Source organism: Hymenobacter sp. J193 (assembly GCF_024700075.1).
Taxonomy (GTDB): domain Bacteria; phylum Bacteroidota; class Bacteroidia; order Cytophagales; family Hymenobacteraceae; genus Hymenobacter.
Window position 1 is genome coordinate 1,049,759 of record NZ_JAJONE010000001.1, and the last position, 20,870, is coordinate 1,070,628.

The window sequence follows — 20,870 nt, forward strand, 5'->3', positions numbered from 1 at the left end:
TGGTAAAATTCATTTTGCAACGAAGCAGTAGAGATGCTTCGGCAAGCTCAGCATGACAAGGTTCTGTCGTATTATCTTACTGCCCTAGCACCACCTTGGCGTGGCGGATTACCCGGTCGCCGAGGGAGTAGCCTTTCTCCACCTCATCCACGATTTTGCCTTTCAGGTCTTCCGAGGGAGCCGGAATCTGAGTAATGGCTTCGTGCAACTCGGGGTCAAAATCACTACCCTTGGCTTCCATCGTCACCAAGCCTTTCTGGCTTAACGTTTTCTGAAGCTTGTTGTAGATGATGTCCACGCTTTCGCGCACGGCGCCAGCGTCGTCGGTTTCTTTGGTGTGGTGGCGCGCCCGGTCAAAGTCGTCGAGCACGGGCAGCAAAGCCACCATCAGCTCCTGGTTGGCAGTTTTGAACAGGTCGGCGCGCTCCTTGGTGGTGCGACGCTTGTAGTTTTCAAACTCGGCGGCCAGGCGCAGGTATTTATCTTTCAGGTCGGCCAACTCAGCGTCGGTTTTGGAGCCGGCAGCGTGGGGGGCGCCCTCCGAAGCCGCAGCTTCGCCGGGGCCGGTGGTTTCCTCGGTCATTTCGCCAGCTACGTGGTCGGCGTTGCCGGTCAGGTTGTCGTCTTGCGGCAGGTTTTGTTCGTCAGCCATTTTCGAAAAATATCGTCGGAAGGGGTTTTTCACGGGATTCGCCGTTGGGCACCCTGCGGGCGCAAGGAGTTTGCCAAAGGGGTTAGGGCTGCCAGTTTGGCACAGAACAGTAGTTTTACCGCATGATGTTTCGCCTGAACCCAATAATGTGCCTTGCATTTTGCTTTATGAGCGGTTGCCAGACTGACCCGTGGGCATTCGAGTATGCTAGAAGCAAGCCTACTCAATCAATTGCAGGTGTTTATAAACCAACCTCAAGAACTTATTCGTTCTTAGATGGTGCATATAAAAATGTCAGACCATCACGCCTAGAATTGCACAGTGACGGTAGCTTTCTAATCAAAGATATTGCCGCCATATGGTCGCCATTCTCAGTTGCTGGTGGCTTTGAACAAGTGCAAGGCCATTGGTCATTGGGAAAACATCAAGACTGGTGGGCAGTAAATCTTTTTGTTGATCAGGTTAAATCAGCTGACGGTCGTTTGATTCAAAGCAAATCTTCTATGCCAATCATGTTGATTGGACAACAGGCGCCCTACAAGCTGCATTTTGGTATTGGTGACCCAGATACAGGTGAAGCTCTGCAATACGAGAAGCAATAACCTTAGCTATGTAGCGTCTGCCAGATCAGGTCCTTTAGCTGCTGAATATTCTTATTCGTGAGGCTGGAAATGAAGATGGTCGGCAGATCGGTGGGTAGTGTGGTGCGGATTTCGGCTTCCAGCTCCTCGTCCAGCATGTCGGCTTTGGTAATGGCCAGCAGGCGCTGCTTGTCCAGCAGCTCTGGGTTAAACTGCTGCAATTCGCTCAGCAGCACCTGATATTCCGCGTTGATATCGGGCGAGTCGCAGCTGATCATGAACAGCAGAATGGAGTTGCGCTCGATGTGGCGCAGGAAGCGGTGGCCCAGCCCCCGCCCTTCAGCCGCGCCCTCGATGATGCCGGGAATATCGGCCATCACGAAGGACTTGTAGTCGCGGTAAGCTACCACGCCCAGGTTGGGCGTGAGGGTGGTAAAAGCGTAGTCAGCAATTTTGGGCTTGGCGGCCGACACTACGGAAAGCAGCGTGCTTTTGCCGGCGTTAGGGAAACCCACGAGGCCCACGTCGGCCAGCAGCTTCAGCTCCAGAATCACCCACTCGTCAATACCCGGCTCACCGGGCTGGGCGTAGCTGGGCGCCTGGTTGGTGGCCGACTTGAAGTGGTCGTTGCCGAGGCCACCGCGACCGCCGGGCGTGAGGACGAGGCGCTGCCCGTCTTCGGTGATTTCGAGCTTCTTTTCCCCAGTTTCGGCGTCGCGGGCTACGGTACCCAGCGGCACCTGAATGATGATATCGTCACCCTGGGCGCCGGTACGCAGGTTTTCGCCGCCGTTTTCGCCGGGCTTGGCAATGAGGTGCTTCTGGTACTGCAGATGCAGCAGCGTCCAGAGCTGGGAGCTGCCTTCCAGAATGATGTGGCCGCCCCGGCCCCCGTCGCCACCGTCGGGGCCACCGTTGGGCAGGCCCTTGGCCCGGAAAAAGTGGTGCGAGCCCGCCCCGCCTTTGCCCGAGCGGCAGTTGATTTTAACGTAGTCGATGAAGTTGTTGGAAGCCACTTCGGTTGAATTAGGAATTAGGAATTAAGAATTGGATTGCTCTTCCTTCTTCTTCCTTAATCGGGGTTATTTAAAAAACAGCTGTCATCCTGAGCGCAGCGAAGGATCTGAAAACACGGCCACGGTGCGGGCTTGCTTTACTCAGATCCTTCGCTGCGCTCAGGATGACAGACAAATGCGCTGTTTACAGCGGCAAAGTTACGCTTTTACTTCGTCGGTAGCCTGGTGGCTGCTGGCCGGGGCGGCTGGCTGGTGCTGGTCGATGAGGCCGCAGATCTGCGCGAAGATGTCGTCGATGGCGCCAATGCCGTTGAGGGCGTGAAATTTTTGCTGCTGGGCGTAGTAGCCGGCTACCTGGGCCGTTTCGGTGTTGTACACCGTCACGCGCTTGCGGATTTTCTCCTCGTTCTGGTCGTCGGGGCGGCCGGAGGTTTTGCCGCGCTCCAGCAGGCGCGTCACCAGCTCTTCCTCGGCTACTTCCAGGGCTACCATGCACGATACGTTCGTATCATGCTGGGCCAGCAGGGCATCGAGGCTTTCGGCCTGGGGCACCGTGCGCGGGAAACCATCGAAAATAAAGCCAGCCGCCTGCTTGTTGGCTTTCAGGGCCAAGTCAATCATGCCGATTACCACCTCATCGGGCACCAACAGTCCTTCATCCATGAGCTTTTTGGCGCGCAGACCCAGCTCCGTGCCTTGCGCAATCTGGGCGCGCAGCAGGTCGCCGGTAGAGAGGTGCACCAGGTTGTAGCGGGCAATGAGTTTCTGGCTTTGCGTTCCTTTGCCGGCGCCGGGGGGCCGAAGAGCACGATATTCAACATAGAGCGAGTGGTTTCGCGGGAAGGTAAACGTGGGCGGAGAGGAAAGATACTACTTCGCGGGCAAAGGCCGGTGTACGCAGTTCAATGGACTTTTGTCAGAACCCAACGCTACACGACGGTGTACACATCGGGGTAATTGCGGCCCAGGCCGTCGTAGTCGAGGCCGTAGCCCACGATGAAGTCGTTGGGAATTTCCCGGCCGATGTAGCGCAGGTCCAGCTCATGCTGCAAACACTCTGGCTTCAGGAACAGCGTGGCGACTTCCAGGGAAGCCGGGTTTTGCGCCCCCAGCGTATCGAGCAGCATGCGCATGGTGTGGCCGGTATCTACAATGTCTTCCAGCAGCACCACGTGGCGGTCCGTCAGGCTTTCATACAGGCCCATCACCTCCTGCACCTTGCCGGTACTGCCGGTGCCCACGTAGGAGGCCACCCGGATAAAGGTGATTTCGCAGGGAATATGCAGCTGCTTGAGCAAATCGGCCGCAAACATGAAAGAGCCATTGAGCACGGCGACAAACAGTGGCTGCTTGCCGGCATAGTCCTGATTGAGGCGGGCGGCCAGTTCGCCAACGCAAGCCTGGAGCTGCGCGGCCGACAAATAAGGAGCGAATTGTTTGTCGTGCAGCGTAATGGTGGGTGGCGTCATTCGGCGCGGGGGTTGGTAGCGGGGCGAAAGCGAGGCCAAAGGTAGCTTATCTGGTTGAATGTGCTTCGCTAATATGCTAATGTGGGAAATGTGATTGAAGATGTAAATGTGGAGGCTGTTTCATGACGAGTCGCGCCACCCCATCCGTCCTGGTCGGGCCAAGCTCCTTTTTAGCAGAAAGCCCCTGATGTCTGCACACCAGGGGCTTTCACATTTCAGGGCTTGGCACGGGGCTCAGGCCGCACGGCGTCGCGTGGCTCGCCAGAACGGCGTTTGGTCATTAACAGATCAGCACATTAGCGAAGCGAAGCACATTTTCCACATTCGCACATTGCCCAATTCAACCCTACCGGCCTTCAGTAATCATCGTCAGGATGAAGCGGGCGGCATCGGGGGCGAGGTCGGCATAGCGCACTTTGGGGCGCAGGCTCTCCACGGTTTTTTCGATGGGCTGGGGCATGGCAACACCGCGCAGGGGCGTAGCGTTGGGAGCGGCAATATGCGGGGCAATAACCAAGGACACGATGCTCATGAGCTTGATGAGGATGTTCATGCTCGGGCCCGAGGTATCCTTGAACGGGTCACCCACGGTGTCGCCGGTTACGGAGGCTTTATGGGCATCGGAGCCTTTGTACTGCATCACCCCATCAATCATTACGCCTTTCTCAAACGACTTCTTGGCGTTGTCCCAGGCACCGCCGGCGTTGCTCTGGAACATGGCCATCAGCACGCCCGATACCGTTACGCCGGCCAGCGTACCGCCCAGCACTTCGGGTCCGAAGGTGAAGCCCACGATAACCGGAACGATGATGGCAATGGCGCCCGGCAGCATCATTTCGCGAATAGCAGCCTGAGTGGAAATAGCTACGCACTTCTCGTACTCCGGTCGGCCGGTACCTTCCATAATACCCGGAATTTCGCGGAACTGGCGGCGCACTTCCTGCACCATAGCCATAGCCGCCCGGCCCACGGCCGAAATAGCCAGCGCGGAGAAGATAAACGGAATCATGGCGCCCACGAACAGGCCACCCAGCACGCGGGCATTGCTGATGTCGATGGAGGTGATATTGGCCGTGCCCATGAAGGCGGCAAACAAGGCCAGCGAGGTAAGCGCGGCCGAGGCAATGGCGAAGCCTTTGCCGGTAGCGGCGGTGGTGTTGCCCACGGCGTCCAGAATATCAGTCCGCTCACGTACTTCCTTGGGCAGTTCGCTCATTTCGGCAATGCCGCCGGCGTTGTCGGCAATAGGACCAAAGGCGTCAATGGCCAGCTGCATGGCCGTGGTGGCCATCATACCGGCGGCAGCAATGGCCACGCCGTAGAGGCCCGCAAACTCATAGCTGAGAATGATACCCGCGGCCAGTACGATAATCGGCAGCACCGTGGATTCCATGCCGATAGCCAGGCCGCCAATAACGGTTGTGGCGTGGCCGGTGCTGCTTTGCCGCACAATGCTGAGCACGGGCCGCTTGCCCATAGCCGTGTAGTACTCGGTGATGACACTCATCAGGATGCCTACAATCAGCCCAACGACCACGGCATAGAAAATGTCCATAGCCGTGAACGTAACTCCCCGAATCAGCAAAGAGCCGGAGGGAATCATCCACTTGATAAGACCGTAGGAGGCCACCGCCGATACTGCTACGGATATGTAGTTACCGGTATTCAAAGCGCCCTGCACGTTGCCGCCTTCCTTTACGCGCACCAGTAGAATGCCAATGAGCGAGGCCACGATGCCCAGCCCGGCAATGGCCATGGGCAGCAGGATGGGCGAAAGGCCATTGAACTGGTCGCCGGTAGCTACTACCTCGCGGCCCAGTACCATGGTGGCCAGAATGGTAGCCACGTAGGAGCCGAACAGGTCGGCACCCATGCCGGCCACGTCACCCACGTTGTCGCCCACGTTGTCGGCAATAGTAGCGGGGTTGCGGGGGTCATCTTCCGGAATGCCGGCTTCCACTTTCCCCACGAGGTCAGCGCCCACATCGGCCGCTTTGGTGTAGATGCCGCCACCCACGCGGGCAAACAGGGCAATGCTTTCGGCGCCCAGAGAAAAGCCGGTTAGTACTTCCAAGGCCCGCTCCATCTCAATGCCATTGGCACCGCCGCCGTGGTTGAGCACGAACATCTGGTAGAACGCAATAAACAAAGAGCCCAGGCCCAGCACCGCCAGCCCGGCCACGCCCATGCCCATCACGGAGCCCCCCGAAAACGACACGTTCAGCGCCTGGCTCAGGGAAGTACGAGCCGCTTGCGCCGTGCGTACGTTGGCTTTGGTGGCAATCTTCATCCCGATATAGCCCGCCAGCGCCGAGAAAACCGCCCCGATTATGAAGGCAATGACGATAATGGGACTGGACTTTTCGCCGGTGCTGCCCAAGTAGAACAGAAAGGCGCTGGCAATCAACACAAACAACGCCAGGACTTTATACTCGGCCCGCAGGAAGGCTATGGCCCCATCGGCAATGTAGCCGGCAATAGTGCGCATTCGCTCGTCGCCGGCATCCTGGCGGCTCACCCAGCCAGAGCGCAACCACGTGTACAGGAGGGCAAGCACACCCAGCGCAGGTACTACGTAAAGAAATGGGGTCATAGAAAGCGGTGAAGAAGGTTGTGGTGGGAAAGAGAGGAAAGGCGTAACGGGCTGTAAAATAGAGGTTATTCCGCAAAAGCCAAGTTTCTGGCGCATCCGGCCGGTCTACAGTTCCTGCATCAGTACCTGATACAGCCGCAGCATACTACCGATGTCGGCTTTATGGACCAGCTCGTCGGGCGTATGCACGTGGTCCTCAGGAGCCCCCACAAAGCACCAGTCCCAGGGCTGGGCGCCGTGCTGCAACTCCTTGGCATCGGAGCCGCCGCTGCCTTCCACTTCCAGCTGATGCGCCACGCCAGACTCCCGGGCCAGAAGCCGGATCCGGTCGACGTAGGCGCGGCGCGGAATCAGGGAGTCGCGCAGGGAGATGACTACGCCCTGGCCCGCCTGTACGCCTTCTGTTACCCAGGTGATGTCGGAGATAAGGGCCTGCCGGACGCCGTAGTGCTCGTAAATATATTTTGCCAGGTAAGCCGCCGAGCCACCGCCGTGCTCCTCCCAACAGGAAAAGGCTATAATCCCATTTTCCAGGGTTTCGCACAGGCGCAGCGCATTCCAGACACCAAGGCGGTTGTCGAGGTAGCAGCTTTGTACGGTGGTTTCAGTTTCGCGGAAGTCGCAATGGAAGGTAAGCTCCGTACCGCGCTCTATCTCCCGGTTGAACTCATAGCCTAACGCCCCGGTTTGTTCATCAACCGTTAGCGTACAATCAATAGCACCTTGAGCATCCTCCCCCACCAGGCGGTAACCGGTTTGCACAGCGGGGCCACCAATGCGCACCAGCTGCCGGCCGTATCGAACGGTGAACCCAATGGAATCAAGATGCGCAAAAACGGCCGTCCGGGGCGTACCAAATACCAGCAAAATGCAATCCTGAAACTCTGCTCCAACTAGTACCCTGGGCTGTACGCGCCAGGACGCTTTCTGCTCGGCAACGTACCTTTGCACGAAATGGGATAAGCTGGCTTCGTTGCCGGCCGGTGCCGCAAGCCGGCACAACGTATGAAGTAACTGCATGTCTTTGCCTTAGCTGTCCAAATCTAGCATAATTGTCCTACTTTCGTCTTTCTAGCTTAGTTTGGTCCGGCAGTTCTCCTATCGAGGCTCAGGCTTATTCCCGCTGCTTTATGGTGAATCTTTTGCGCTTTTTTCTGGTGCTTCTTCTGCTCAGCGGTCCGGCCCTGGCGCAGGCCCAGCAGCCCGATACCACGCGCAAAACCGACCCGATCCGCAACATTCAGCTGGAGAACGTGGACGTAGCCCCCGGCGCCGTGGACACGAAGGGTTGGCTGCTGCTCGACAAGGATATCCAGCTGGAACTGGGCGGCGCGGTCGATAATCTCTACAACTTCAAGTTCGACAAAGCCGAAAAGCAATTCCGGTCTTTGCGGCGGCGCTACCCCAACCACCCCATGCCCTACTTCCTGCTGGGCTTGAGCACCTGGTGGAAGATTGTGCCGACTAATATCCAGACCAAGCAATACGACAAAACGTTTTTTGCTTACATGGACACGGCCGTGGTAAAAGGCGAGAAGCTGTATGAGCAGGACGACAAAAACTATGAAGCCTGCTTTTTTCTTTCGGCCGCTTACGGGTTTGATGCCCGCCTGAACGCCGAGCGTAAAAACTGGCGCAAAGCCACCGTCAGCAGCAAACGCTCCCTCGATTACCTCGAGAAAAGCCAGGAAGCCAACGGCCTGAGCCCGGAATTCCTGTTCGGACAGGCCCTGTTCAACTACTATGCCGTCTGGATTTCGGAAAACTACCCGCTGCTGCGGCCTGTGCTGCTATTCTTCCCGAAGGGCAACCGCAAGCTGGGTCTTCAGCAGCTGCGCAACGTGGCCGACAATGGCTTCTACACGGGGGCGGAGGCGAAAACCTTCCTCATGCGCATTCTCACCAATGAGGAAGACAACTCAGCGGCGGCCCTGCCGGTAGCGCGCTACCTGGCCAAAACCTACCCCGACAACGCCTATTTTCAGCGGTTCTTCGCGCTACTGTGCTTTCACGAAGGCGAGTTTGTGGAGCTGGAGCGACAAAGCAAGGATATTCTGGATAAGCTTAACCGCGGTATGCCGGGCTACGAGGCTATTAGCGGCCGCTACGCCACTTACTTCCTAGGCTGGCTGATGCAAACCAAGTACAAGGACATGCAGAAAGCGCAGGATTATTTCCAGCGCTGCATCGTCTTTGCCGAGACGACCGGCGACATTGAGGGGGGCTTTTATATCTACTCCAACGTGAATCTGGCGCGGATGGCGGATAAGGCTAAGGATTCGAAAACAGCAATTCGGTACTATAAAACAGTGCAGGAAAGAGCAAGCCACAAAACGGAGCAGTACCGCGAGGCGGTGACGTATTTGAAAAAGAACAAGAAATAGGGCGCGGCCTATGTATACCAAAGACCTGCTGTTAACGCCTATCTTTTTATTGCTGATCTATCTATTCGCCTTTGCCATCCGGCCACAGGTAACTAACATTTATACTCGTAACTATTTTATTCCGGCCCTAACTGTAAAATTAGTGGGGGCAATTGCTCTGGGATTAATTTATCAGTTCTATTATCATGGAGGAGATACATTTAACTATTTCCGCCATTCCACTATTATGTATGAAGCCTTTGGTGACTCTTTTACGCTGGGGCTAAAATTATTAACGAGTAATGGGGAGCGGCTACCGGAGTTTACCAAGTATACTTCCCGAATGATCTGGTGGAAGCCTGGCTCAGAAGAGCTGGTTGTTATCCGGATAGCAACGGTACTTGGCTTATTCTGCTTCAACACGTATACGGTTGTAAGTCTGCTGTTTGCCTGCCTCAGCTTCAGCGGTATGTGGGCAATGTTTATCACGTTTGCTAAAATACGGCCGCAGGTATACAAGCAGTTAGCCATTGCTGTTTTCTTTATTCCGTCCGTATTTTTCTGGGGCTCCGGCCTTATGAAGGACTCTATCTGCCTGGGGGCATTAGGATGGGTATTCTATGGCTTTTACCAGGGGGCTATTCAGAAAAAGCGCATCCTTAAGTCCTTTATTATTGGAGGGCTTTCTGCTTATCTGGTATATACTACAAAAGTGTATATCCTGCTTTCGTTTTTACCGCCAGCGTTGCTCTGGGTATTCAATGAAAACAGCCAGCGAATTAAAAATAAGACGCTTCGCATGATTGCCAAGCCGTTCCTATTAGCTATTGGGGCCGGAGTAGCTTTATTTGCCATGAAGAACCTCACGGCCGGCGACTCACAGTATGATATCGATAAGATCGGGGAGAAAAGTAAAATTACGGCCGATTATCTTTATCGGCGCTCTATTCAAAAAGAGGGCTCTGTGTACACCTTAGGAGAGCAGGATGGCACCATTGGCGGCATGGTAAAACTAGCGCCTAAGGCAGTAGTGGTATCATTATTTCGTCCGTTTCTGTGGGAAGTACGCAACGCTATTATGCTACTATCGGCGCTGGAATCAGCCTTTTTTCTGCTGTTTACCCTGCGCATCCTGCTTAATGTGGGTATCGTGCGCTTCTTTACTACTATTGCGCGTACCCCCGTGCTGGTGCTGTGTTTTGTATTCGCCCTGGTTTTTGGCGCTGCCGTGGGTATTATCTCCAACAATTTCGGCACGCTCGTACGCTACAAGATTCCGCTTATCCCCTTCTATGTAGCGGGCCTGTACATCATGCGCAATATTAGTCTGGAAGACAAGCCGGAGGCCAAGCCGCGGGTAGTCCGCCGCATGGCTATGCGTTAGCAGCTGGATAGGAGCGGCAGTGGAGCGCGCCTCCCGGCCAATTACTTAGTCACAAGCCATGCTAGCGCGTACCGGCGCGGCGGTTGGCCAGGTACTCGGCCAGCGTTGGGTGGGACCAGAGCCGCGAAACGCCGGCTGGAGCCGGCTGCAGCTTCACTTCGCCCCGGAGCACGTCACGGACGGCCTGCTTAAGCAGCGGCAGGCCGGCAGCCAGCTGCAGCAGCGGGTACGTTACAAAGTTGTCTTCGGGCGTGGGGCTGATCAGCGCCTGTGCGATAATGCCCCCGGTATCAATACCCGCATCTACCAAGTGCACGGATACCCCGCAGTGCGCGGCATCGTTGTTGGCCAGTGCCCAGTAGCCACCGTGTACGCCGCGGTAGAGTGGGGTGATACCGGCGTGGGTGTTCAGAAACTTACAAGGCACGCTGGTAAGCACCTTTTTGGCGATGATACGCGTGCCATTCACGACTACCACATCGGGCTGCAGGGCTTGCAGCTGTGCAATACACTCCGGCGAATTTACCGACGGCACCCGGATAACCCGGTCTTCGGGCAAGGGCTGGTCGTTGAGGTTAGCCTGCTGCTTGATAGCCTGCAGGCGCTTGCCCGATTTTCTGGCCAGCGGGCCGGCTATCAGAAGTTTAAATAGAATCTGGCCGGCCACCTTCGCATAGCCCAGCTTCTCCGTCCGCCGCTTCAGAAGCTGCTGTTGGCTGACGGGCGTTTCCACAATAATGCGGTGCACGCCGAATTCCGCATCCAGCGCGTGAAACAATATGTCGGTTGATTCACCTGGGCCCGCCAGGATTACAATTTTCTTGGTGGACATCATACAACGGAAGTACTGGAAGTGTTCTGCTGCAGCTCGGTTGCCAAATCCCCCATCGACTGACTAACCATGCCGTAGGTGCGCTGCAGATTGCGGTAATGCTCCGCGATACGCCGCAATACCGCCATATTCTGCGGAATGTTTGCACCAAAGTTATGCGGGTGCCACCACAGATGAAAAACCTGTCCGTGGCGAGCTGCATACTCCATGCCCTGCAGAATACGGCGCAGACGCAAGCCTTCCAACGCCTGCAAACGCCCCGACCAGGGCCGCAGGAACCGGCTGGCGGGAATATTGTACGGAAACTGCCGGGCAATATCCGTTAGCGAGTGGCAGTTGGAGCCGGAAAGGTCCAGATAAGCGTCGAGCAAGCGGGCGCCCCGCTTGTAGAGGCTTTGCTGCTCTTCGTTGCGCTCTTTATAAATCCAGGAGCTTTCGTTGCCCCGGTAGCTGGTGATGCCGAGCTCTTCGCAAACCGAGATGTACTCGGCATTATACTGATTACGGGGAAATACCAGGCTTCGCAACGTTATTCCCTGCTCGCGCGCCGTCTGTACGGCGGCTTCCAGGTCGGCCCGGAAAGACTCAGCTGTTTGGCCGCGCTCCAGGCAATAGTAGTGGCAGAAGGTGTGCGTTGCCATTTCCTGGCCCGGAGTGCTCCGAATCTTCTCAATCAGGGAGTACCCGAAATGATACGGATCCGTTGCTTCGTCGGGGCCTACCTGGTCCATCACCAGGTATGGCGACAGGTTGGTATCCACATACTGCGGGCGAACGGCAGGTAGATGACTCAGCATTTCCTGCTTGGTTCGAAAAAACAGCAGGCCTACTGTGGCCCACGTTACGCGCAGGCTGTATTCTTCAAACAGCGCCAGCATAGCCGGAATAGCTTGGCGCACCCCCAACAAGTTCTGCCCGTACTGCGCCAGCGTTTGCTGATCCCGCACGCCCCAGTTAATCTCGAAATCGAGAGAGATAACAAAACGCCCTTTCTCCTGGCTTCGTTGCGGTACTTGCTCTGTCATACCCGTCATTGGCTAGCTAAACAGCCTCAAAAAGTTCTCCTTGTTCGATACCACGGAGTAGCGCTCTACAATGGTGCGGCGCGCGGCGGTTCCCTGCGTAGCGCGCAGGTCCTGGCTGGCCAGCAGCTCACGCAAAGCGTTGTACCATTGCTCCGGCGTGTCGCACACAAAGCCATTCTGGCCATCCTGCACCACTTCCGTGTTCATCCCAACCGGAGAAACCAGTGCGGGCATTCCCAGCGACATATACTGCAGTGCCTTAAACGCACACTTTCCCCTGGCCCAGGGGTCGTCCACCAGCGGCATAAGCCCTAGGTTGAACTGACTTAGGTCGGCAATTTCTGTTTCCTTGTTCCAGGGCGTAAAGCGAAAATTCCGGAGGCCAGCATACTCAGGGCCTTGGTTGGAAATCACCCGAAACTCAAAGTCGTAGCCTTCCTGCTCCAGGCGCTCCAGCACCGGCCAGATCAAATCCAGGTGCCGGAGGGTAGTGTGCGTGCCCGTCCAACCGATAATAGGCCGTCCCGGCAGATACTGGTCACGGATCCGGTTGTGTAGGTTCTCCGTATCCAGCGTAGTGGGATTTATGAAAGAGTGCGCGTTGAACTGCAATGCGTAGTCGCGCAGGTAGGCGTTGCCACAGCTGACCTTGTACGCCCACCGGCATATCTGCCCAACCTTCTGCTGCCACTTAAGGCGGCTGATGAAGGTTTGTTCCCCGGCCGGATCTTTCATCCAGATAGCATCGTCAAAGTCGTATATGATCTTCTTTTGAAGAACCTTAGCGATGATCCACTCAAAAACCGGCGGACCGATAGGTGCGGCTTCCCGGTGAATAAACACAAAATCGTAGGAGGACACCGTAAACAGCAGCAGCAAACGGCGAAATAAACCCGCCAGAATACCCGCTACTTTGCTGACTACATGTCCCGGCTTATACAGAATTGACCAGGTATAATCGGACAGGAAGGGAGCCAAATGCCAGGTATGGCCGGCGGCGGTTAAATAGCTAAAGTACTGTTCGAACCGAAAACGTTGGGAAGGTGCTTTACCCAATGGATAAGGCACAATAAAAAGAATCCGCATGGATGAACGGCGAAATGGCTGCGTTGTAGACCCCAAAGATACGGCAATGTCGGCTCATAGCAGGCCCGGGGTCGTAGCACCGGGGTGCCTCGGTCTTCCCTAATAGGTGAGGCAGCTTACACAGCTCTTCCCCAGTCCTTCATTGCTACACCGTATTACTTCTGCAACAGCTGCTGATACATAGCATAATAGCTGGCAATGGCATTATCCAGATCATAGTACTCCTGAGCCTTTTCCCGGATTAAACCGCCATCCTTGGCCAGCAGAGTAGGAATGGCCAGGGCCGCCTTGTCGAACCCTGCTTTGTCAAGGTCAGAAAGCGCAATGCCGCCTTCGGTACGCTCAATGATGCCTGCTACGTCTCCTACCCCATCGTTGCAGATAACCGGCAGGCCCATGGCCAGGATTTCGCCCAGTTTGGTTGGGGAGCTGGCTTTTTTGGAATAGCTCTGCTTGATAAAGAACAGGTTCACATCCGAAGCGGCAATCAGACCGGGAACCTCTTTGCGGGTAGCCGGCCGCACCAGAAAGTCGTCGGCCTTTAGCCCGGGTACTTTTCCTGCGGCCGTCAGTATTTCGGCCAAGGGCTCCTGCGTAACGAACAGCATTTTGGCCGCCGGATACTGCTGCTTGATAGCCGCAAACTGCTGCAGCATTTCATCCAGCAAATACCACGCGCCAATTGAGCCCAAATAGCTTATCACCAAGCCTTCTGGCTGCAGCCCCAAAGCCCTACGCGAATCTTGGCGGGCCTGTTTGGTTACCAATGGGAATACGGAGAAATCAGCGCTACACGGAATAACGGAAATGGGCGCCTGGCTGTAGCTAGGCCAGGTCAGCATCTCATTTTTACCGTTTTCCGTTAAGCTGATAATGCCGTCGGACGCGGCTATAAACGCGGCTTCCTTTTGTTTATAATTCCGGTATGCCTGACGGTATATGGGATTCTTCAGATTCCACATTCCCCCTTCTACACGCTCATCCACCCAGAAGCCGCGCATATCAAACAGGAGTTTAACACCAAATTTCTGCTTCAGATATAAGCCTACTTCCGCACTCACATAGCTACGGCAGTGCGTCATATCAAACCGGTGCTGTTTATGCAACGCTACCGCCTTTGCTCTTAGCTGATATCGGTCGTACAACTTAGCCAAGACCGGCGGTTTGCTGGTAAAGAATATAGTTTCCCAACGAATGCCCGCCTGGCTTGTAATGTCCTGTATGGTCTTGGCATGCTGGGTATACCGTTCCCTTTTCTCGGTCGAAAGCAAAGTAATTTCATACCCTCTTGCCGATAAGCCAACCAAATAGGGCAGCACCTGTGACTGACCCAAAGGATCCGTCATGCCATCGTAGGAGATGAACAAAACTCTGGGTTTTGCAGAAGGGCTCATAGAAAATTTTGTCAGGTGCAGTTTATGCTTATTTGGTAAAGGCAGCAGCACCTCTTTAGTATCTCATCAGTATTTTATTTTTAATAATAGACAAAACATGTTTTAGGATTCTTATATCACCTTTTCTTTCGATAAGCAGCTTTATTTTATCCATCAGAACAGGCCTATCTTGCCATTGAGGGTTCGTTTTAATTTTTTCAAACAAATCCGCAGTAAACTTTCTTACAAATGTCTTTTTGTTATTCAAATCATTCACATGGATAACTTCAGAAACAAACTTCAATACATATTCGTCTACAGGTTTCTTCCGCGAATAGTAGTGATACACATATTTATCGGAAGCCTGTATATTGGTTTTAGTCTGAAATATCAACGAAAACGAATACTGCTCTATTACAAACACTTTTACTCGTTCATACAAATAATCAGTAAGCTCCAGAGAGAAATCTATTAAATTTAAATTTTTATGACTGAAACCAATAACTCCTGTGTTCCAGGAATAGTTATTTCCAGAGAATTCAAAATCAAGGTCTTTAATTCTGATTTTATTGTTTTTTATAACTGGAAGAAACAAGGAACTGTTTCTTCCACCTTTCGATACGGCTTCATTAAATGAATACTCCCTGGCATACAGGATGGTTTTATCCTGCCCGTACATAGCCAACAGCGGCTCGCTATCAGTATACAAAAAGGTATCAGAATCCAGAAATAGAATATCGTTGTTAGGAGTTCTTATAGTAGCATCCTGAATAGCCTTAACTTTGACACGAAACATGAAGTTATCCTTGCCTTTCCAATCGGCTAATACTTCAGGTGTCAGGTTCACAAAGATTATCTGTATACCCTTGAAATAAGGCTCAAAATATTTCTCGTTATCAGTATATAAGATAAAACTTATTTTATCTGATGCATTTTCAGTCCATGCATACAGACTCAGCATAGACATAACTATCCTTTGATACTCGATTTCACGACTATGAGCTAGTCCAACAAAAGTTACCATTTGGCCATTTTTAATTTCGAGGAGAAAGGTTTTTACAGCTTTTCAGTAGTTAATAGCTGATCTAGGAATAGCTCTATCGGACTAGCTGTCATTTTATCTGCGCCAAAAATTGACGCCTGCTGGCCGATTTTCTGCCAATTGTATCTATCATTCCATGCAACCTCCAATATCTGATCCAGAGCGTGAGAAGTTGTGCCTTCCGCAATGTAACCAGTGTCACCAGGAGTAATCCATTCTGGAACAATACCTACTCGTGTAGATACTACAGGCCTCCCGCAAATCATGGCTTCGGCCACAACCATTGGCCCGGAGTCAATTCGTGAAGGAACAATTAACAGATGGCATTCTGCCCATATAGCTGCCATATTCGCTACGTGCCCCCGAAATCTTACTTTATCATCAATTCCATAAAATAAGGCTAATCGTTTCAGGTAATCTAGATCTGGCCCGGTCCCAAATAAGTTGAGCTGCCAGGGACGGCCTTTCCATTTTTCGGAGCTTAATGCCTCAAATAGAATATCCTGCCCCTTAGCAAGAATCGTCAGGCTCCCGATGCAGGCCAGTTGCGGGACATCTAGTGTTGCTGCAGGAAATGATATAGGATATTCTGCCGGTAGATTGAGCAGGTTTGCGACCTGAATATTGTTGGTGATGCTATGAGCTAGCTGTCTTTCAATTATTGCCTTCTGTTGAAGCGATACTGTAAATACCTTAACTGCTCCTTCGAATATGCTGACGATAAATTTTTGTTGCTTCTCAGCAAATGTTACCGCCTCATTGTATGAATGACAAATAAGATGGTAAGGAATGGCATTTTCTTTGGCGAAGGCAAGTAGCTCCGGCCAATACCTCAACGTATAAGCGCCCCCCTGGTTAAAGAGTATAACATCGGGTTTGAATTTTTTAATAGCGGCAACTTCAGGAGAAGAAACTTTAGCAGCTTTATATAGCTTATTGATCAGTCTTGTTTTCAACGTAGAATGAGGCCTGAAATAGGACACTGCACCCTTTTGGATAAGCTTGTTGATATTTGTATGCGGTGAGGGCCACTCATAGGCAGAAAAAAATACCTCATGCCCCTGATCCAAAGCATAGGCAGCAGTATTGCTCCACAACACTTCGCTTCCACCCCACGGTGCGTTTGCCATTAAGGAAATGAAAGCTATGCGCATTGCATTTGAATTTTAAATTAACTGTTTATACTACAGAATCTTGCATTATACAATCCGACGAATAAGAGATTCGTACTGATGTTCGGCAATGATTTTACCTTCATTCAGTTCATATATTCGGTCACATTCACGTAAGGTGGTAATGCGGTGGGCAATTATTAATATAGTGATATCCGTTTGCGAAAGTTTATTGATAGCCTCATTAACTTCCCGTTCGGTTTCATTATCAAGAGCGCTCGTGGCTTCGTCAAGTACTAGTATCTCAGTCTTTTTATACATAGCGCGAGCTATACCGATACGCTGCCTTTGCCCACCAGACAATTTGGAACCCCTTTCGCCTATATAGGTATCAACACCCTCAGGCAGACCTTTTATAAAGTTTTGTAGGGAAGCTTGTTCAATAGCATATTGCAAGCGCGCCTCATCTACATCGGTTTCACCCAAAGTAATATTATCCTTTATAGAAGCTTCCATTAAAAAGGTATCCTGCTTCACGTAGCCGATGATTTTATGCCATGCCTGCAAATGTTGGCTTGTTAATCGCTCACCATCAACGGCAATATGTCCGCCCTGCTCCGTATAAAAACGCAACAGAATATTCATCAACGTAGTTTTCCCTGATCCGGAGCTACCTATGAACCCAATCTTTTCTCCTTTCCTTATATCAATATTTATACCCTGAAGCGTTGGCCGGGCAGCACCAGGGAAGCTGAAGTTTACATTCTTAAATGCTAAGGACTGTTCAAACCGTAATGGCAGCTGCTGGGGGTGCGGGGCCTCAACATATTCATCACCGCGGAACTTCTCTAATGCCTCAATAGTGTACTGGCTGGTTTTTAATTGCAGCATAGCCGTAAGAATTCGGTTCACGGAGGGCATAAGCCGGTAAGCCGCTGCTGCGAAAAGCCCTACAAGAGAGATAAGGCTAGTTGAATCCGGCGCGATTAGGATGGCATATAGAAATATGGTAATAACTCCTAATATAGCAACCATCTCAATTAGCTTCAGGGGTAGCAGCGTGTACAAATACGCCTCTGCTTCAAGCACCTGAATATTCTGCTGCTTTTCTACTGCCGAATCACTGAAATGTTTTTGCTTGTTGGCGAGCTTCAATTCCACATAGCCGGAAAACAACTCGTTCACGATGCCCATTGTAGCCGGGCGAAGCACATTGAGCTTGCTTCCGATTCTTTGCGACTTTACGCGCAATGCCCGGTAGGCAAGAAACGTAGCGGGAAACAATACCAACCCAAGAATAACAAGCAGAAGCGGTTTGTAAATAAAAATACCAACTACAATAACTACAACAATGCAAATTTCTGACAGGAGGATAAATATCTGGCGAACAATACCTATAACATAGTAAGTGGGAACAGTAATTGTACTGTTTACCAACGCCGCAGAGCCAACATCAGTGAAATGCCAGAAAGGGAAATGCAAATATTTATACATCTGGCTTTTCACAACGGAAAGACCAACTCTGGCAGTAAAGCGGGTTTGCAAATAACTCACCCAGGTGGAAAAAGCATTTTTTGCCAGAAAAAAATAAAAATACCAACAATTAACAGAACAAGAAAAACCTTCTCCGACTCAATACCCAAGAAATTATAAATACTGAATATGATTTCATTTTTTCTGAATTCCGCCTGGTTCACCCGCTACCATCATAACGGGTACCAAGGCCGCTAAACCAATTACATCCAGAAAGGAAGCAAGCAGCAAAAGCAGAAACATGCCGACGGCTTCCCGCTTCTGAGAGTGGCTAAGGTAGTATAGGATGCTCTCGATACTACGGTTTACAATTCCAGTATTCATTTGAGAAAGGTCAAGGCACTAAAGAGCTTGCTAAACGAAAGTTTAGCAAGCCACACTCTATGTTATAAGCCCCAGAAGACTTTATTTCGGAGCAGATAACCGTTGTTTTACGACAACAATTACATGCTCTTTTAAAGTACTCCAGCGTCCGGCGGAGGCCTTCGGCTCGGTCTACCTTCGGCTCCCAGCCCAGAATTTCCTTGGCCTTCGTAATGTCCGGCCGACGCTTCAACGGGTCGTTGGTGGGCAGGGGGCGATAATCCGGCTTGAACTCCACGCCAGTCAGGCGGGCAATTTCTTCCCCGAACTCCTTGATGGTAATTTCTGACGGATTACCGATGTTCACCGGCAGGTGGTAGTCGCTCAGCAGCAGTCGGCAAATCCCCTCTACGAGGTCGTCGACGTAGCAGAAGGAGCGCGTCTGCGAGCCGTCGCCGAATACCGTCAGGGCCTCACCCCGCAGCGCCTGGCTCAGGAAAGCCGGCAGTACACGGCCGTCGTCGAGGCGCATGCGCGGGCCGTAGGTGTTGAAGATGCGAATGATGCGCGTTTCCAGCCCGTGGTGGTTGTGGTAAGCCATGGTAATGGCCTCCTGAAAACGCTTGGCTTCATCGTAGCAGCCGCGTGGTCCTACCGGGTTTACGTTGCCGTAGTACTCTTCTACCTGCGGATGAACTTCGGGGTCGCCGTATACTTCGGAGGTGCTGGCAATGAGGACGCGTGCACCCTTCACCCGGGCAAGGCCCAGCAGATTGTGAGTACCCAACGAGCCCACCTTCAGCGTCTGAATGGGGATTTTCAGGTAATCGATGGGGGAAGCCGGGGAGGCAAAGTGCAGAATGTAGTCGAGCTTGCCCGGCACGAACACAAACTTCGACACATCGTGATGATGAAACTCAAAGCTTTCCTTGCCGAACAGATGCTCGATGTTAGCCAGATTACCCGTAATCAGGTTATCCATGGCAATAACGTGGTAGCCCTCGGCCAGAAACCGGTCGCAGAGGTGAGAGCCGAGAAAACCGGCTCCCCCAGTAATCAGAATGCGTTTTTTGTCAGCGCTGTTAGCCATTAGCTGGAAAAGTTAATTGAAGCCTGCGGCTGCCAGTCAGTGCTGGCAGCCCACGCCGAACTTATGCGGGTTCCTGATGATGCGTACGAATACCAATGCAGTGGTAGGCAAAGCCGGCCTGCTCCATTTCAGCGGCCTCGTAGATATTGCGGCCGTCGAACACCACTTTGTCTTTCATGAGCCGGGCCACTACCTCGAAGTTGGGCGCACGGAACTCGGGCCACTCCGTCACCACCAGCAGTGCATCGGCGTCAATGACGGCGTCGTACTGGTCTTTGGCGTAGGTGATTGTGTCGTGCAGCGTGTGCCGGGCTTCGGGCATAGCCACGGGGTCGTAGGCCGAAACGGTGCAGCCTTCTGCCAACAGCTTCTCGATAATGACCAGAGAAGGCGCCTCCCGCATATCGTCGGTTTTGGGCTTGAACGACAGCCCCCACAAAGCCAGTTTTTTGCCTTTCAGGTTTCCGCCAAAGTGCTTTTTTACTTTATTGAATAGCACTTCCTTCTGGGCATCATTCACGCTTTCCACGGCCTGCAGTACCTGCATTTGGTAGCCGTTTTCAGCCGCTGTTTTGATGAGGGCTTTTACGTCCTTCGGAAAGCAGGAGCCGCCGTAGCCAATGCCCGGGTAAATGAACTTGGTGCCGATGCGGGCGTCGGAGCCAATGCCTTTGCGCACCATGTTCACATCAGCCCCCATGATTTCGCAGAGGTTGGCAATGTCGTTCATAAACGAAATCTTGGTAGCCAGCATAGAGTTGGCCGCGTATTTCGTCATCTCCGCCGACGGAATATCCATGAAGATGATGGGGTGACCGTTGAGCAGGAAAGGCTTGTATAGCTTGCGCATCACCTCCTCGGCGCGGGCCGAAGCAACACCCACTACAATGCGGTCCGGCTTCAGGAAGTCATCAATAGCAGCACCTTCTTTCAGGAACTCAGGGTTGGAAGCCACGTCGAAGTCAATCTGCACGCCCCGCTTTTCCAGGGCCTGCTCCAGCTCGCGGCGCACTTTGGCCGCAGTGCCTACCGGTACCGTGCTTTTGGTGACGATAACGCCGTAGCTGTTCATGTTCTCCCCTATTCCGCGGGCTACGGCCAGCACGTATTTCAGGTCGGCCGAGCCATCTTCGCCGGGCGGGGTGCCTACGGCTATAAATGCTACGTCGCAGTCTTTGATGGCCTCGCCCAGGTTGGTAGAGAAATGCAGGCGGCCCGCCTCTACGTTGCGGCTCACCATTTCTTCCAGACCCGGCTCATAAATCGGCAGAATGCCATTGCGCAGGTTGTCGATTTTCTTTTGGTCGATATCGATACAGGTAACGTCAATGCCGACTTCGGCAAAGCATGTGCCCGTAACCAATCCTACGTACCCGGTGCCTACTACTGCTATTTTCATATTTGGCCTGAACGGTC

17 protein-coding genes and 1 pseudogene are annotated in these 20,870 nt (G+C 52.8%); 3 read left to right on the forward strand and 15 right to left on the reverse strand.

Annotated elements, in window-relative coordinates:
* Window positions 1-76: 76 nt before the first annotated feature.
* The gene (locus LRS06_RS04500; protein ID WP_257870384.1) at window positions 77-652 is read right to left on the reverse strand and encodes a nucleotide exchange factor GrpE; all 576 of its coding nucleotides are present in this window, start codon (window positions 650-652) and stop codon (window positions 77-79) included.
* Between the two features lie 122 nt (window positions 653-774).
* On the opposite strand from LRS06_RS04500, the gene LRS06_RS04505 reads away from it, so the two are divergent.
* Window positions 775-1,254, forward strand: coding sequence for a hypothetical protein (locus tag LRS06_RS04505; protein ID WP_257870385.1), 480 nt, complete (start codon window positions 775-777; stop codon window positions 1,252-1,254).
* A 2-nt stretch (window positions 1,255-1,256) separates the two neighbouring features.
* On the opposite strand, the gene obgE is transcribed toward LRS06_RS04505, so the two are convergent.
* The 5 genes and pseudogenes from obgE to LRS06_RS04530 all read right to left on the reverse strand — a co-directional run bounded on the left by obgE (window position 1,257) and on the right by LRS06_RS04530 (window position 7,331).
* Entirely contained in the window at window positions 1,257-2,249 is a 993-nt protein-coding gene (gene obgE / locus LRS06_RS04510) for a GTPase ObgE (RefSeq protein WP_257870386.1), read from the reverse strand.
* Between the two features lie 198 nt (window positions 2,250-2,447).
* Window positions 2,448-3,070, reverse strand: a pseudogene (locus tag LRS06_RS04515) (adenylate kinase).
* 108 nt (window positions 3,071-3,178) lie between these two features.
* Window positions 3,179-3,718 carry a hypoxanthine phosphoribosyltransferase gene (gene hpt / locus LRS06_RS04520; RefSeq protein ID WP_257870387.1) on the reverse strand — a complete coding sequence of 180 codons (540 nt, stop codon included), beginning with the start codon at window positions 3,716-3,718 and terminating at the stop codon, window positions 3,179-3,181.
* Window positions 3,719-4,064: 346 nt separating this feature from the next.
* Window positions 4,065-6,311, reverse strand: coding sequence for a sodium-translocating pyrophosphatase (locus tag LRS06_RS04525; protein WP_257870388.1), 2,247 nt, complete (start codon window positions 6,309-6,311; stop codon window positions 4,065-4,067).
* A 105-nt stretch (window positions 6,312-6,416) separates the two neighbouring features.
* The gene (locus LRS06_RS04530) at window positions 6,417-7,331 is read right to left on the reverse strand and encodes a M20/M25/M40 family metallo-hydrolase (protein ID WP_257870389.1); all 915 of its coding nucleotides are present in this window, start codon (window positions 7,329-7,331) and stop codon (window positions 6,417-6,419) included.
* A gap of 110 nt (window positions 7,332-7,441) precedes the next feature.
* On the opposite strand from LRS06_RS04530, the gene LRS06_RS04535 reads away from it, so the two are divergent.
* Both LRS06_RS04535 and LRS06_RS04540 read left to right on the forward strand, forming a co-directional pair.
* Window positions 7,442-8,695, forward strand: a complete 1,254-nt coding sequence (locus LRS06_RS04535; RefSeq protein ID WP_257870390.1) for a tol-pal system protein YbgF — start codon at window positions 7,442-7,444, stop codon at window positions 8,693-8,695.
* Window positions 8,696-8,705: 10 nt separating this feature from the next.
* Window positions 8,706-10,058, forward strand: a complete 1,353-nt coding sequence (locus tag LRS06_RS04540; protein WP_257870391.1) for a hypothetical protein — start codon at window positions 8,706-8,708, stop codon at window positions 10,056-10,058.
* Between the two features lie 61 nt (window positions 10,059-10,119).
* Here LRS06_RS04540 and LRS06_RS04545 read toward each other — a convergent pair whose 3' ends face one another.
* From LRS06_RS04545 to LRS06_RS04585, 9 genes are all read right to left on the reverse strand, one after another.
* Window positions 10,120-10,893 (reverse strand): formyl transferase, encoded by a 774-nt coding sequence (locus LRS06_RS04545; RefSeq protein WP_257870392.1) that lies wholly within the window; start codon window positions 10,891-10,893, stop codon window positions 10,120-10,122.
* A complete protein-coding gene (locus LRS06_RS04550) occupies window positions 10,890-11,915 on the reverse strand; it encodes a polysaccharide deacetylase family protein (RefSeq protein WP_257870393.1) in 1,026 nt (341 codons plus the stop codon). The genes LRS06_RS04545 and LRS06_RS04550 overlap by 4 nt, the downstream gene beginning before the upstream one ends.
* 12 nt (window positions 11,916-11,927) lie before the next feature.
* The gene (locus LRS06_RS04555; RefSeq protein ID WP_257870394.1) at window positions 11,928-12,893 is read right to left on the reverse strand and encodes a glycosyltransferase family 4 protein; all 966 of its coding nucleotides are present in this window, start codon (window positions 12,891-12,893) and stop codon (window positions 11,928-11,930) included.
* 263 nt (window positions 12,894-13,156) lie between these two features.
* The gene (locus tag LRS06_RS04560) at window positions 13,157-14,395 is read right to left on the reverse strand and encodes a glycosyltransferase (protein ID WP_257870395.1); all 1,239 of its coding nucleotides are present in this window, start codon (window positions 14,393-14,395) and stop codon (window positions 13,157-13,159) included.
* A 55-nt stretch (window positions 14,396-14,450) separates the two neighbouring features.
* Window positions 14,451-15,398, reverse strand: a complete 948-nt coding sequence (locus LRS06_RS04565; RefSeq protein WP_257870396.1) for a hypothetical protein — start codon at window positions 15,396-15,398, stop codon at window positions 14,451-14,453.
* Window positions 15,399-15,430: 32 nt separating this feature from the next.
* A complete protein-coding gene (locus LRS06_RS04570; RefSeq protein ID WP_257870397.1) occupies window positions 15,431-16,570 on the reverse strand; it encodes a glycosyltransferase family 4 protein in 1,140 nt (379 codons plus the stop codon).
* Window positions 16,571-16,615: 45 nt separating this feature from the next.
* Window positions 16,616-18,073, reverse strand: coding sequence for an ABC transporter ATP-binding protein (locus LRS06_RS04575; protein WP_257870398.1), 1,458 nt, complete (start codon window positions 18,071-18,073; stop codon window positions 16,616-16,618).
* Window positions 18,074-18,395: 322 nt separating this feature from the next.
* On the reverse strand, window positions 18,396-19,454 hold the full coding sequence (locus tag LRS06_RS04580; RefSeq protein WP_257870399.1) for a UDP-glucuronic acid decarboxylase family protein: 1,059 nt from the start codon (window positions 19,452-19,454) through the stop codon (window positions 18,396-18,398).
* Window positions 19,455-19,515: 61 nt separating this feature from the next.
* On the reverse strand, window positions 19,516-20,853 hold the full coding sequence (locus tag LRS06_RS04585; protein ID WP_257870400.1) for a UDP-glucose/GDP-mannose dehydrogenase family protein: 1,338 nt from the start codon (window positions 20,851-20,853) through the stop codon (window positions 19,516-19,518).
* Between the last annotated feature and the right edge of the window lie 17 nt (window positions 20,854-20,870).